The sequence below is a fragment of the Mycolicibacterium chengduense genome, assembly GCF_033741155.1.
Taxonomy (GTDB): domain Bacteria; phylum Actinomycetota; class Actinomycetes; order Mycobacteriales; family Mycobacteriaceae; genus Mycobacterium.
In genome coordinates, this window is the sequence record NZ_JAWQNH010000002.1 from 145,567 (window position 1) to 158,634 (window position 13,068).

13 protein-coding genes are annotated in these 13,068 nt (G+C 69.8%); 8 read left to right on the forward strand and 5 right to left on the reverse strand.

What is annotated here, in order from left to right; genetic code table 11:
* Positions 1-87 precede the first annotated feature (87 nt).
* On the forward strand, positions 88-1,029 hold the full coding sequence (locus SBI67_RS06245) for an SDR family NAD(P)-dependent oxidoreductase (RefSeq protein WP_318979723.1): 942 nt from the start codon (positions 88-90) through the stop codon (positions 1,027-1,029).
* On the opposite strand, the gene SBI67_RS06250 is transcribed toward SBI67_RS06245, so the two are convergent.
* On the reverse strand, positions 976-1,719 hold the full coding sequence (locus SBI67_RS06250; RefSeq protein WP_318979724.1) for a polysaccharide deacetylase family protein: 744 nt from the start codon (positions 1,717-1,719) through the stop codon (positions 976-978). The two genes, SBI67_RS06245 and SBI67_RS06250, sit on opposite strands and share 54 nt — an antisense overlap.
* Positions 1,720-1,872: 153 nt before the next feature.
* Between SBI67_RS06250 and SBI67_RS06255 the strand changes: the two genes are divergently transcribed.
* Complete coding sequence (locus tag SBI67_RS06255) at positions 1,873-3,627, forward strand: DEAD/DEAH box helicase (protein WP_413232414.1); 1,755 nt, start codon at positions 1,873-1,875, stop codon at positions 3,625-3,627.
* On the opposite strand, the gene SBI67_RS06260 is transcribed toward SBI67_RS06255, so the two are convergent.
* The gene (locus SBI67_RS06260; RefSeq protein ID WP_318979725.1) at positions 3,624-4,439 is read right to left on the reverse strand and encodes an HAD-IIA family hydrolase; all 816 of its coding nucleotides are present in this window, start codon (positions 4,437-4,439) and stop codon (positions 3,624-3,626) included. The two genes, SBI67_RS06255 and SBI67_RS06260, sit on opposite strands and share 4 nt — an antisense overlap.
* Positions 4,440-4,501: 62 nt before the next feature.
* On the opposite strand from SBI67_RS06260, the gene SBI67_RS06265 reads away from it, so the two are divergent.
* The 5 genes from SBI67_RS06265 to SBI67_RS06285 are packed head-to-tail and all read left to right on the forward strand — an operon-like array spanning position 4,502 to position 10,380.
* On the forward strand, positions 4,502-5,428 hold the full coding sequence (locus SBI67_RS06265; RefSeq protein WP_318979726.1) for an SDR family NAD(P)-dependent oxidoreductase: 927 nt from the start codon (positions 4,502-4,504) through the stop codon (positions 5,426-5,428).
* Positions 5,428-6,630: a molybdopterin molybdotransferase MoeA gene (moeA, locus tag SBI67_RS06270; protein WP_318979727.1), complete on the forward strand. Its 1,203-nt coding sequence runs from the start codon at positions 5,428-5,430 to the stop codon at positions 6,628-6,630. The genes SBI67_RS06265 and moeA overlap by 1 nt, the downstream gene beginning before the upstream one ends.
* 24 nt (positions 6,631-6,654) lie before the next feature.
* Positions 6,655-7,362: a phosphatidylserine decarboxylase gene (locus SBI67_RS06275; RefSeq protein WP_318979728.1), complete on the forward strand. Its 708-nt coding sequence runs from the start codon at positions 6,655-6,657 to the stop codon at positions 7,360-7,362.
* On the forward strand, positions 7,359-8,228 hold the full coding sequence (gene pssA / locus SBI67_RS06280) for a CDP-diacylglycerol--serine O-phosphatidyltransferase (RefSeq protein ID WP_024451781.1): 870 nt from the start codon (positions 7,359-7,361) through the stop codon (positions 8,226-8,228). The genes SBI67_RS06275 and pssA overlap by 4 nt, the downstream gene beginning before the upstream one ends.
* Before the next feature lie 10 nt (positions 8,229-8,238).
* Entirely contained in the window at positions 8,239-10,380 is a 2,142-nt protein-coding gene (locus SBI67_RS06285; protein WP_318979729.1) for an AAA family ATPase, read from the forward strand.
* A 3-nt stretch (positions 10,381-10,383) separates the two neighbouring features.
* Here the strand turns inward: SBI67_RS06285 and SBI67_RS06290 are convergent, their stop codons facing one another.
* The 3 genes from SBI67_RS06290 to SBI67_RS06300 all read right to left on the reverse strand — a co-directional run bounded on the left by SBI67_RS06290 (position 10,384) and on the right by SBI67_RS06300 (position 12,527).
* Positions 10,384-11,370, reverse strand: coding sequence for an NAD(P)H-quinone oxidoreductase (locus SBI67_RS06290; protein ID WP_318979730.1), 987 nt, complete (start codon positions 11,368-11,370; stop codon positions 10,384-10,386).
* Positions 11,371-11,389: 19 nt separating this feature from the next.
* A complete protein-coding gene (locus SBI67_RS06295; RefSeq protein ID WP_318979731.1) occupies positions 11,390-11,950 on the reverse strand; it encodes a hypothetical protein in 561 nt (186 codons plus the stop codon).
* Positions 11,951-12,080: 130 nt separating this feature from the next.
* Positions 12,081-12,527 carry an SRPBCC family protein gene (locus SBI67_RS06300; protein WP_318980461.1) on the reverse strand — a complete coding sequence of 149 codons (447 nt, stop codon included), beginning with the start codon at positions 12,525-12,527 and terminating at the stop codon, positions 12,081-12,083.
* Positions 12,528-12,616: 89 nt separating this feature from the next.
* On the opposite strand from SBI67_RS06300, the gene SBI67_RS06305 reads away from it, so the two are divergent.
* On the forward strand, positions 12,617-13,030 hold the full coding sequence (locus SBI67_RS06305) for a DUF1707 domain-containing protein (RefSeq protein ID WP_318979732.1): 414 nt from the start codon (positions 12,617-12,619) through the stop codon (positions 13,028-13,030).
* The last annotated feature ends 38 nt before the right edge of the window (positions 13,031-13,068 follow it).

Genomic DNA, 13,068 nt, shown 5'->3' on the forward strand with positions numbered 1-13,068 from the left:
ATGGAATCAACAAAGCGGGGCGTGCGTTCCGTATATTTGCAACTAACCGGAGAACCTACTCCGCTTAACCCGCCCTAGGAGTTTCTCATGTCCCACTGGAGCACTGCCAACATTCCCGCTCAGACGGGCCGCACCGCCGTCGTCACCGGCGCCAACACCGGCCTCGGTTTCGAGACCGCGAAGGCACTCGCCGACAAGGGCGCACACGTCGTGCTGGCCGTCCGCGATCTCGACAAGGGCCGCGCGGCGGCCGAACGCATCGGCGGCGACGTCGTCGTGCAGCGGCTCGACCTGGGCTCGCTGGCCTCGGTGCGCGAGGCCACCGAAGAGCTCAAGGACACGTACAGCACCATCGACCTGCTGATCAACAACGCCGGGCTGATGACCCCGCCCAAGCAGACCACCGCCGACGGGTTCGAGCTGCAATTCGGCACCAACCACCTCGGCCACTTCGCCTTCACCGGCCTGCTGCTGGACCGGCTGCTGCCGGTACCGGACTCCCGGGTGGTGACAGTCAGCAGCGTCGGGCACCGCTTTGCCCGCGCCATCCGGTTCGAGGATCTGCAGTGGGAGCGCGACTACAACCGCATCGTCGCCTACGGCCAGTCCAAGCTGGCCAACCTGATGTTCACCTACGAGCTGCAACGCCGGCTCACCGGACAGCGCACGACGGCGCTGGCAGCGCACCCGGGCGGCTCGGATACCGAACTGGCGCGCCATCTGCCGCGCGCCTTACAGCTGGCCATCCCCGTGGCACGCGCGCTGTTCCAGGAGGCCGCAATGGGGGCGCTGCCCACCTTGCGGGCCGCCACCGACCCGGGCGCGCTGGGTGGCCAGTACTACGGACCCGACGGGTTCGCCGAACAGAAGGGCCACCCCAAGGTGGTGACCTCCACCGAATACTCCTATGACGTCGAGGAGCAGCGCCGGCTGTGGGCGGTGTCCGAGGAGCTCACCGGCGTGACCTACCCCGCGTCACTGGACGACCCGGTCACGCAGTGGGACGAACTCCCATCCGGCCGCGCGTAACTGCGGGATCGCCGCGGCGTACCCGGCGGCGGTCCCGCCCTCCGGGTGGTTCATGTGCGAGATGACGATCGATCCCGGGGCGGCGCCGAGCAGGTTGGCGTGCACCTTCGCCGCAGGCAGCGTCGCCCCGGCATCGCCGTTGACCGTGAAGCCCAGCGGCCGCTCACCGAGGTCGTGCACGATCGACACCGCGACATCGTCGTAGTGCGCGGTGCCGGGCCGGAACCAGGTGGGCGGCTTGCCGGTCAGCTCGATGATCCGCTGCCTGCCTGCCGAGACCTCGTCGACCACCTCGGCGGGCGAGCGGGTGCCTGCGATGCCGTAGGCCGACCGGCCGGTCACCGACAGCGGCACATGCCGAAGGCCGTGATTGCCGATCTCGAACAACGGATCGGCGGCCAGTTCCGCGGCCCGATCGGGATGCCGGTCGATCCACCTGGCGTTGAGGAACAACACCGCCGGCACCCGATTGCGTCGCAAGGTGTCCAGCAGCGCGTCGTCGCAGCCGCTGCCCGGGCAGGCATCGAAGGTCAGCGCCAGTTGGCGCCCGTCGGGCGCGAATGAGGTCGCGATCCCGGGCAGCGCCATCCCCCACGGACCGGGCACGCGGGCGGCCAGTGCCCGCGGCGCGCAGACGCCCGCCGCGACCGCGGCGGACCCGGCCGCCAGAAACATCCGCCTGGTGATCACCTGTCCGGAGGCTAGGCGCCGACTCTGAACACACTGTGTCCCACAACTGTGGGTTTGCTGGGCCCCCGGCGCGCCCCGCGCGACACGTCCTGCGGGTATGCGAACCCGGAAGCCCTTGCCCTAGACTGCCCTTCGACCAGATAGGAGTCTCGGGTGCGGCCTCATACAGCGCCGGTTTCCGGCGCTGCCGGGACGCCGAATCCCGGCACCGCCGGGGCACCCAGCACCCAGGCTTTGCGGGGCTGGCAACGTCGGGCATTGGTGAAGTATCTGTCCGCCAAGCCCAAGGATTTCCTGGCTGTCGCGACCCCCGGCGCCGGCAAGACCACCTTCGCCCTGCGCATCGCCGGGGAGTTGCTCAGCGATCGCACCGTCGACCAGGTGGTCGTGGTGGTCCCCACCGAACACCTCAAGACCCAGTGGTCGCAGGCCGCGAGCCGGGTCGGCATCGCGATCGACCCGAAGTTCAGCAACTCGGCAGGCCAGACCTCCAGCGACTACCACGGCATCGCCGTCACCTACGCCCAGGTGGCCAGCCACCCCACCCGGCACCGGGTGCGCACCGAGAACCACCGGACGTTGGTCATCTTCGACGAGATCCACCACGGCGGTGACGCCAAGAGTTGGGGCGACGGCATCCGGGAGGCCTACAGCGACGCCACCCACCGGCTGGCCCTGACCGGTACCCCGTTCCGCAGCGACGACAGCCCCATCCCGTTCGTCACCTACGAGACCGACGGCGCCGGTTTCCAGCGTTCACAGGCCGACCACGTGTACGGCTACGCCGACGCGCTGGCCGACGGTGTGGTCCGCCCCGTCGTGTTCATGGCCTACTCGGGTGAGGCCCGCTGGCGGGACAGCGCCGGCGAGGAACACGCGGCCCGGCTCGGGGAACCGCTGACCGCCGAACAGACCGCGCGGGCCTGGCGCACCGCCCTGAACCCCGCCGGGGAGTGGATGCCCGCGGTGATCGCCGCGGCCGACACCCGGCTGCAGCAGAAACGTCAGCACGTGCCCGATGCCGGCGGCATGATCATCGCCACCGATCAGACCGCCGCCCGCGCCTACGCCAAGCTGCTCACCACGATCACCGGTGAAGAGCCCACCGTCGTGTTGTCCGACGACCCGACGGCCTCGAACAAGATTTCGCAGTTCTCCGAATCCAGCACGCGGTGGATGGTCGCGGTGCGGATGGTCTCCGAAGGTGTCGACGTGCCGAGGTTGGCCGTCGGGGTGTACGCGACGAGCGCCTCCACCCCGCTGTTCTTCGCCCAGGCCATCGGCCGGTTCGTCCGCAGCCGCCGCCCCGGTGAGACGGCGAGCATCTTCCTGCCCTCGGTGCCCAACCTGTTGCAGCTGGCCTCCGAGATGGAGGAGCAGCGCAACCACGTGCTCGGCAAGCCGCACCGCGAGAAGGACGGCCTGGACGACGAACTGCTCGAAGACGCCGAGAAGCGCAAAGACGAGAAGTCGGACCTGGACCGGGGTTTCGAATACCTGGGCGCCGAAGCCGAACTGGACCAGGTGATCTTCGAGGGCTCCTCGTTCGGCACCTCCACCCCGGCAGGCAGCGAAGAGGAGGCCGACTACCTCGGCATCCCCGGCCTGCTGGACACCGACCAGATGCGCGATCTGCTGCGCCGCCGCCAGGACGAGCAGCTGCAGAAGCGCACAGCTTCGGGTGCACCGCCCCCGCAGACCACCCACAATCAGTTGCGGGACCTGCGCCGCGAACTCAACGTGCTGGTGTCGGCATTGCACCACCGCACCGGCCGGCCGCACGGCTGGATCCACAACGAGTTGCGCCGCCGCCGCGGCGGCCCGCCCGTGGCGGCGGCCACCCGCGAGCAGTTGCAGGAACGCATCGACGCGGTGCGCGAGATGCAGCGCGAACTGCCGGGCGGTTAGAGTCCCAGCAGTTCGGGCAGGTCGGCAACCGAATCGATGACACGGTTGGGTTGCATGGCGAAATCGTCTGCGGCCCAACGGTCCAAGGTGGCCTGCCGGAACTTGCCGGTGCGCACCAGCACGCCGGTCATGCCGACCACCTGCGCCGCCAGCACGTCGTTGTTGAGGTCGTCGCCGACCATGTACATCTCCTCGGGATCCACGCCCAGCCGGTTCGCGGCCGCCAGGAAACCCTGCGGCGCCGGCTTACCGACGGCGGTGGCCTTGCGCCCGGATGTTTCCTCCATCCCGATCAGGTACATCCCGGTGTCCACCCGCAGTCCGTCGGTGGTGGTCCACGCGGTGCTGCGGTGCATCGCCACCACCGGCACGCCCTGGGCCATCCAGTCGTACACCCAGCTCAGGGTCAGGTGGCTGTATTCCGGGCCCGCGCCGCCGAGCAGCACGACGTCCGGCGTTTCCGGCGCGGCCGGCCCGGTGAACTGATGCGAGTAGACGATGTCCACGCCGGCCATGTCCTCGGCGATGTCCCCGCTGTTCACCAGGAAGCAGCGGGCACCGGGATAGCGGTCACGCACGTACTCGGCGGTGAGCAGCGCCGAGGTCACCACCTCGTCGGGTGTGACGGCCATGCCGGCCGCGGTGAGCAGGTCGGCGATCTGCCTGCGGGTGCGGGTGGTGGTGTTGGTCAGGTAGCTACGGGCGATCTGGTTCGCCGACAGGGCGGCCAACGCCTCGGCCGCGCCCGGAATCGGTTGCCACGACGTCACCAGGACACCGTCGATATCGAACAGCACGCCACCGATCGCCATGTGCCGACAGTAAACGGCCGGTCCCCTGGCGCAACTCGGGCCGCCCAGTAGTGTTGCCGAACATGGGGAACCTGTTCTTCGGACGCCGCTGGACCGAGGCCGACGTGCCCGACCAGACCGGCAGGATCGCGATCGTCACCGGCGCCAACACCGGGCTGGGATTCGAGACCGCGCGGGTGCTGGCCGCCCGCGGTGGCCGCGTCGTCATCGCGGTGCGCGACACCGCCAAGGGGGCCGCCGCGGTGGCCAAGCTCCCCGGCGACGTCACGGTGCAGAAGCTGGACCTGGGATCGCTGGCCTCGATTCGCGAGGCGGCGGCCCAGTTGCGCGACGAATTCGACAAGATCGATCTGCTGATCAACAACGCCGGGGTGATGTACCCGCCCAAGCAAACCACCGCCGACGGGTTCGAGCTGCAGTTCGGCACCAACCACCTCGGCCCGTTCGCGCTGACCGGGTTGCTGCTGGATCGTCTTCTGCCCGTTGCGGGTTCGCGCGTGGTAGCGGTGGCCAGCATCGCCCACCGAATCCAGGCCGGCATCCATTTCGACGATCTGCAGTGGGAACGCAGCTACAACCGGGTGGCCGCGTACGGCCAGTCCAAGCTGGCCAATCTGCTGTTCACCTACGAACTGCAGCGCCGGCTCTCCTCGCATCACAACGCGACGATCGCGGTGGCCGCCCATCCCGGCATCTCCAACACCGAACTGATGCGGCACACCCCCGGCACCGACCTTCCCGGCGTGGCCACGCTCACCGGGCTGGTGACCAACAGCGCCCAGGTGGGTGCGTTGGCGACGCTGCGCGCGGCGACCGATCCGGCCGTGCGCGGTGGCCAGTACTACGGCCCGGCGTTCCCGGTCGCGTCGTTCGGACTCATCGGCCATCCCGAACTGGTCACCTCGACCGAGCAGTCCCACGACGTGGAGCTGGCGCGCCGGCTGTGGACGGTGTCGGAGGAACTCACCGGCGTGACGTTCCCGGTCTGATGCGCACGGTCGACGAACATCAGCGCGTCGTCGCGGGCCTGATCACGCCGCGCGACCCCATCGTGGTGCCGCTGGCCGACGCGCTGGGCCTGGCCCTGGCCGCCGATGTGGTGGCGCCGCTGGCGCTGCCCGGCTTCGACAACTCGGCGATGGACGGTTTCGCGGTGTACGCCGACGATATCGCCGAGGCCAGCGCCGAGCATCCGGTCACCTTGCCCGTCGCCGACGACATCCCCGCCGGGCGCACCGACACCGGCGCGCTGAAAACCGGTACGGCGCAACGCATCATGACCGGCGCTCCGCTGCCGGCCGGAGCGACCGCCGTGGTTCCGGTGGAGGCCACGGACGCGGACTTCGCGAAGCCCTCCCCGACCGTCGCGATCCGGACCGCCGCCCGGGCCGGTCAGCACGTGCGGCGTGCCGGCGAGGACGTTGCGGCCGGGACGACGGTGCTGCGCACCGGCCAGGTGCTCAGCCCGGCGGCGCTGGGTCTGGCCGCCGCGCTGGGCTTCGGTGAGTTGACGGTGCTGCCGCGGCAGCGGGTGCTGGTGATGTCGACCGGTTCGGAGCTGGTGGCACCGGGCACGCCGCTGCTGCCCGGCCAGATCTACGAGTCCAACGCCGTGATGCTGGCCGCGGCCGTCCGCGACGCCGGCGGTGAGGTGGTCGCCTGCCCGATGGTCGGCGACGACGTCGACGCCTTCCGGGACGCGCTGAGCCGCTACGCCGGCGCCGCCGATCTGATCATCACCACCGGCGGGGTCAGCGCGGGCGCCTACGAGGTGGTCAAGGACGCCTTGTCCGGTCAGGTGGAGTTCGTCAAGGTGGCCATGCAGCCCGGCATGCCGCAGGGCTGCGGCACGGTGGCAGGCACACCGATCGTCACACTGCCGGGGAATCCGGTGAGCTCACTGGTGTCCTTCGAGGTGTTCGTGCGGGCGCCGCTGCGCGCGGCGATGGGGCTGGTCCCCGACCGGCCGCGGCGCACCGTGACGCTGACCGACGACCTCACCTCGCCGAAGGGCAAACGACAGTTCCGCAGGGGCATGCTGGCCGGTGCGACGGTGACCAGTTTCGGGCCGCCGGCCTCACACCACCTGCGGTGGCTGGCGTCGTCGAACTGCCTGCTGGACATCGACGAGGGCGTCGAGCAGATCGCGGCCGGATCCACCGTCCGGGTCTGGGACCTGTCAGCCGGCTGAATCCACGTAGAATCGGGAGCCGCCATGGCCAGACCTGCCCGCCCCTCCGGCGACACCTCCTCCGAAGCCGAGCGCTTCGTCGAGCTCGTCCGCTCGACCGTCCCTCCGATCCACCCGGCCGGCCTGCCGTTCATCGCCGGTGGCCTGGGAGTCGCGCTCGCCGGCCGCAACCGGCGCTGGCTGCGTAACACCGGCCTGTCGGCCGCGAGCTTCTGCGCATTGTTCTTCCGGCACCCGCCGCGGGTGCCGCCGACCCGGCCGGGTGTCGTGGTGGCGCCCGCCGATGGCCGGATCACCCTGATCGACCAGGCGGTGCCGCCGGCCGAGCTGGGCCTGCCGGACACCCCGATGACACGGATCAGCATCTTCCTGTCGCTGTTCGACGCGCATGTCCAGCGCGCCCCGGCGGCCGGTGAGGTGGTCGCCGTACGGCACCGCCCCGGCCAGTTCCAGTCCGCCGACAAGGACACCGCCAGCGAGGCCAACGAACGCAACAGCCTGCTGATCCGCACCCCGGACGGGGTCGAGGTGGTCGCCGTGCAGATCGCCGGCCTGCTGGCGCGGCGCATCGTGTGCACCGCCCGCCCCGGTGACAAACTGGCCCTCGGCGAAACCTACGGGCTGATCCGCTTCGGGTCCCGGCTGGACACCTACCTGCCCGCCGGCGCGAAGGTGGCCGTCGAGATCGGGCAGCGCGCGATCGGCGGCGAAACCGTGTTGGCCCAGCTGTGATCAAGGCCCGGATCAAGCCACCGACGGTGAGCCTGCGGATCCTGCCCAGCGCGATGACCGTCGCGGCCATCTGCCTGGGCCTCTCGGCGGTCAAGTTCGCCCTGGACGGCCGGCCCACCGAGGCGATGGCGCTGCTGGCCGTCGCCGCGATCCTGGATGCGCTCGACGGCCGCACCGCCCGCATGCTCAAGGCCACCTCCCGGATGGGCGAGGAGATCGACTCCCTGGCCGATGCGGTGAATTTCGGTGTCGCCCCGGCCTTCATCGTCTACGCCACGCTGCTGTCGCATTCGCAGATCGGCTGGATCGTGGTGCTGTTCTACGCGGTGTGCATCGTGCTGCGGCTGGCCCGGTTCAACGCCATGCTCGACGCCGATCTGCCTGCGTACGAGAAGGAGTACTTCATGGGCATGCCGGCCCCGGCCGGGGCCATCGGCGCGATCGGCCCGATCGCGGTCAAGATGCAGTTCCCCGGCGACTGGTGGAACACCCCGGCGGCCGAATGGGTGGTGATCGCCTGGATGATCGGCGTCTCGCTGCTGGTGGTAAGCGCCATCCCGATGCGCAAGGTGCACACCTTCTCGGTACCGCCGAACATGGTGGCGCCGCTGCTGGCCCTGCTGGCGATCGGCGTGGCCGCCTCGGTGCTGTACGGCTACATCGTGATCATGGTCATCATCGTCGCCTACGTCATCCACATACCGTTCGCGGTGCGCAGCAAGCGCTGGGTGGCCGCGCACCCGGAATCCTGGAACGACAAACCGCGTCAGCAACGCGCAGCGCGCCGGGCCATTCGGCGCACCCAGCAGCCGCACCGGCGCTCGGTCTCCCGGCTCGGCTTGCGTAAGCCGCCAGGGCGGCAGTGAGCCACACCGGATGACCCTGACGCTGACCGTGCGCCTGAACACCTCGGCGCTGGACTCGCGCCGCGGCGTGGTGCGCTTGCATCCCGAGGCCATTGCGGCGCTCGGCATCCGGGAGTGGGACGCGGTGTCGCTACTCGGTTCGCGATCCACCGCCGCGGTCGTCGGGGTGGCCCCGGACGGCACCCCCGTCGGGGTGGCCCTGCTCGACGATGTCACGCTGTCCAACTCCGGTCTGCGCGAGAACGCCGCGGTGGTGGTGGAGCCGGTGACGGTGTACGGCGCGAAATCGGTCACCTTGACCGGTTCGCGGCTGGCCACCCAGTCCGTTTCACCGGCCACGTTGCGAATGGCCTTGCTGGGCAAGGTGATGACCGTCGGGGACACCGTGTCGCTGTTGCCACGCGATCTGGGGCCCGGCACCTCCACCTCGGCGGCGACGACGGCGCTGGCCACCTCGGTGGGCATCACCTGGACCTCGGAGCTGCTCACCGTCACCGGCGTCGACCCCGCCGGGCCGGTCAGCGTGCAGCCCAATTCGATGGTGTCCTGGGGTGACGGCGTCTCCGAGCCGGTTCCGCTGCGCACCACGGCAACGACGGCGGCGATCCCGTTCGACGACCTCAAGGGCGCGCACGTCCAGGCCGGCAAGCTGACCGAGTGGCTCAAGCTGGCCCTCGACGAGCCGCAGTTACTCGAAACCCTGGGCGCCACAGCCAATCTCGGGGTCCTGGTGTCGGGCCCGGCCGGCGCAGGCAAGGCCACCCTGGTACGCGCGGTGTGCGCCCACCGCAGGCTCGTCGAGCTCGACGGCCCCGAGATCGGGGCACTGCGCGCCGAGGACCGGCTGTCCACGGTGGCGGCGACGGTGGCCAAGGTGCGCGACGGCGGCGGGGTGCTGCTGATCACCGATATCGACGCGCTGCTGCCGGCCACCGCGGAACCCGTCGCGACCCTGATCCTGGCCGAGCTACGCACCGCGGTGGCCACCAAGGGGGTCGCCTTCATCGCCACCTCGGCGGTGCCGGACAACATCGACGCCCGGCTGCGCGCACCGGACCTCTGCGACCGCGAGCTCGGGGTGAGCCTGCCGGACGCCGCCACCCGGGTGGCGCTGCTGGAGGTGCTGCTGCGCAACGTGCCGGTCGCCGATCTCACGCTGGGCGACATCGCCGAACGCACACCCGGTTTCGTCGTGGCGGACCTCGCCGCGCTGGTTCGGGAGGCCGCCCTGCGGGCGGCGGCGCGGGCCAGTGCTGACGGTCAGCCGCCGACGCTGACCCAGGATGACCTGACCGGTGCGCTGTCGGTGATCCGCCCGCTGTCCCGGTCGGCGACCGAGGAGGTGGCCGTCGGCTCGGTCACCCTCGACGACGTCGGTGACATGGTGGCGACCAAGCAGGCGCTGACGGAGGCCGTGCTGTGGCCGCTGCAGCACCCCGACACCTTCGCCAGGCTGGGGGTGCAGCCGCCGCGGGGCGTGCTGCTGTACGGGCCGCCCGGCTGCGGCAAGACGTTCGTGGTGCGGGCGCTGGCCAGTTCCGGACGGTTGAGTGTGCACGCCGTCAAGGGTGCCGAACTGATGGACAAATGGGTGGGCGCCTCGGAGAAGGCGGTACGTGAACTGTTCCGGCGCGCAAAGGATTCCGCGCCGTCGCTGGTGTTCCTCGACGAGATCGACGCGCTGGCACCGCGGCGTGGGCAGAGCCATGATTCCGGTGTCACCGATCGGGTGGTGGCCGCGCTGCTGACCGAACTGGACGGGATCGACCCGCTGCGCGATGTGGTGGTGCTCGGCGCGACCAACCGGCCCGACCTGATCGACCCGGCGCTGCTGCGGCCCGGCCGGTTGGAGAAGCTGGTGTTCGTCGAACCGCCGGATGCGCAGGCGCGCAAGGATATTCTGCGCACCGCGGGCAAATCCATCCCCTTGGCTCCCGATGTCGACCTGGACGCACTGGCCGAGGACTTGGACGGCTACAGCGCCGCCGACTGCGTGGCCCTGCTGCGCGAAGCCGCGTTGGCGGCGATGCGCCGTTCGATCGACGCGGCGGACGTCACGATGGACGATGTCGCCAAAGCCCGCGAAACCGTACGGCCCTCGCTGGATCCCGAGCAGGTGGCCGCGCTGCGGGCGTTCAGCGAGAACCGCTGAGCCTCACTCGCCGGGGTTGGTCAGCACCACCCTGCCGACGACCCCGCCCGCTTCCAGCATGGCGTGCCCGGCGGCGGCATCGGGCATCGGGACGGCGGCGTGGACCAACGGTTGGATGGCGCCGGACTCGAGCAGCGGCCACACATCACGGCGGACACCGTCGATGATCGCTGCTTTCTGACTCGCCGGACGGGGGTTGAGCAGGGTGGCGCTGATGCTCGCCCGACGCGCCAACAACAGACTCAGATCCAACGGCACCGAGCCACCCCGGCCGCTGATGGTGACGAGATGGCCGTCGGGTGCCAGGCAGTGCAGGTTGCGGTCCAGGTAATCGGCGCCGACGACGTCGAGGATGGCGTCGACACCCGTTCCGCCCGTTGCGTGCAAGGTGGCGGCCACGAAATCGGTCGTCTTGTAGTTGATCGCCGTATCGGCCCCGAGTCGCCGACCGATCTGTGCGCCGTCATCCGTGCCTGCGGTGGTGATGACCGTTGCGCCGATGGCGTGGGCCCATTGCACGGCGAACGTACCGATCCCGCCTGTCGCGCCGTGGATGAGGACCGATTGCCCCGCACGCAGCCCGGCGATCATGGCCAGGTTCGAGTACACCGTGCACGCCGACTCGGGAATGATCGCGGCGCGAGCGGCGTCCAGGCCCGCCGGAATGGGCACCACCTGCGATGCGGGCACCGCCACCTGCTCGGCGTATCCGCCGCCGTCGAGCAGGGCGCAGACCCGGTCCCCCACTTTCAGGCCCGAAACCTGCTCGCCCACTTCGGTTATCGTGCCGGCGCATTCGAGCCCCAGGATCTGCGGCCCGGTGACGCCACCGGGGTATCGGCCGGCACGCTTCATCAGGTCGGCGTTGTTGATCCCGGCGGCGTCGACGCCGATCACGACCTCGTGGGGTGCCGCGGTGAGCGCGGCGACTTCTCGCCACTGCAGGACCTCTGCGGGTCCGGGTTGATCGAAGATGACGGCGTGCGGCATGACGTAATCTCCCTGCTCGCTACGCGATTGCCGATGTCGCCCGGGCTGCGGCACGACGGGCGATGCTGTGCGCGTACAGCGGGGTCTCGGTTTGGCAGTGCTTACTGGAGGCGGCCTGCCGCGCCTGCGCCGCCTCGTCGAACGACTGTCCTTGTTGGGCAATGAATTCCAAGAAGGCGACCGTCGGATGCGAGGTGACGGTATTGGTGTAGCGGCACCGCCCGGCGCCGAGCTGCTCCATCCGCAGTTCCCAGATCACCTGGGTGGTCGTCCAGCCAGCGGGGGTCAAGATGTCCGAGATCGAGACCATCTTGCAGTAGTGCGCCTCGGCGATCTCGAACCGGTATTGCTGGACCACCAGTCCGGTGCCGATCATCTCGATGTTGATGGACATCGGGGTGCCGTCGTCGTCGACGGTGTAGCCCGCCGCCTTGTGATCACCAGGAGCACACCGTTGATATTCGTGGGTCGGCAGCGTCTTCAGCCACTCGGCGATGTCGACATCGTCGAACGACGCCTGCACTTCGGCGGTGAACTCGGCGTGCGAGAGGGTCAGGTCGTCGCGAACGGTGGTGGTCATGGTGGTTCTCCTGTGCCGATGGTGCGCCTGCGGTTGACGTGTCCAAGCATGTCGGCTCGGCGCCCTGCTCGGCCATGCCGCTACCGTGACAACCGCAGGTAGTGCTAGCCCCCACCAAACAGCGGCACCGCTACGCAGCGCTGATCGCGGCCAGTCGGTCGATCGATGCCAGGAGTTTGTCAGAGGTGGTCGCTCGCGCCCGGACCATCCGCTTCTCGTCGGTCAGCCGGGTCCAGTCGTAGGTGTGGGTGACCCGGGTGGTGGTGTCGTCGATCGGTTCGAGCTCCCACCGCCAGAGGTGACCGGGAGGCTCCTTGCCCTCCTCGGACGGCAGCCAGGCGATGCGCCTGCCCTCGTCGAACTCGACGATCCGGTTGACCCGCACGGCGCCCGTCGTGATGGTCATCCGGAACACATCACCGACGGCGTGCGCGCGCTGGCCCGCGGGCGCGTCGGCGAGATTGTCGTTGCCGTCCCAGCGGGGCTGCTGCGCCGGGTCGGCAATCAACTCGAAGATCGTGGCGGCAGGAGCCGCGATATCCCGGCTTGCGGAAACAACCGTGTTCACGGCCAACAGCTTACGGGCGGCGTCACTCGGTCCCCGATCTTGACGCTGGCAAGTTCGAGTGCGATAGTGAACTAGTCACTGACTAGATTCGAGGCATCATGGCGACCTTGGTAGGCGATCAGGACCGCACGCGGACAGCCGACGATCTCGGCCTGGCCCTGACGCAGGGCTACCTGCCGATGACCGATTACGAAGAGCGGCTGCGGCTGGCGTTCGCCGCGCACACCGCCGACGAACTGCGCGCACTGACCGCCGACCTGCCGACCGCCCGGCTCCGCGGGGCCGATCCGCGCCGCCGGGCCGCCCGGTACCGCGCCGCGCGGCTGGGCATGCGGATCCACCTCGGCGCCTACCTCGCTGGGTCGGCCCTGATGCTGGCGATCTGGTTGATCGTCGGATTGACGGCCGGGCAGTGGTACTTCTGGCCGGTGTGGCCGATTCTCGGCTGGGGTCTGGGCGTCGCCTCGCATGTCGTGCCGGTGTCGGCCCTCGGCCGCTGCCCGCATCCCTGAGCTCCGGCCCAACCCCCCTTTGGCACCCCTTTGGCACC

Bases quoted from the DNA above. Each gene is read 5' to 3' on its own strand.
- SBI67_RS06260 (WP_318979725.1), bottom strand. From the start codon at position 4,439: ATGGCGATCGGTGGCGTGCTGTTCGATATCGACGGTGTCCTGGTGACG.
- SBI67_RS06245 (WP_318979723.1), top strand. From the start codon at position 88: ATGTCCCACTGGAGCACTGCCAACATTCCCGCTCAGACGGGCCGCACC.
- SBI67_RS06275 (WP_318979728.1), top strand. From the start codon at position 6,655: ATGGCCAGACCTGCCCGCCCCTCCGGCGACACCTCCTCCGAAGCCGAG.
- SBI67_RS06285 (WP_318979729.1), top strand. From the start codon at position 8,239: ATGACCCTGACGCTGACCGTGCGCCTGAACACCTCGGCGCTGGACTCG.
- moeA (WP_318979727.1), top strand. From the start codon at position 5,428: ATGCGCACGGTCGACGAACATCAGCGCGTCGTCGCGGGCCTGATCACG.
- SBI67_RS06290 (WP_318979730.1), bottom strand. From the start codon at position 11,370: ATGCCGCACGCCGTCATCTTCGATCAACCCGGACCCGCAGAGGTCCTG.
- SBI67_RS06265 (WP_318979726.1), top strand. From the start codon at position 4,502: ATGGGGAACCTGTTCTTCGGACGCCGCTGGACCGAGGCCGACGTGCCC.
- SBI67_RS06305 (WP_318979732.1), top strand. From the start codon at position 12,617: ATGGCGACCTTGGTAGGCGATCAGGACCGCACGCGGACAGCCGACGAT.
- SBI67_RS06295 (WP_318979731.1), bottom strand. From the start codon at position 11,950: ATGACCACCACCGTTCGCGACGACCTGACCCTCTCGCACGCCGAGTTC.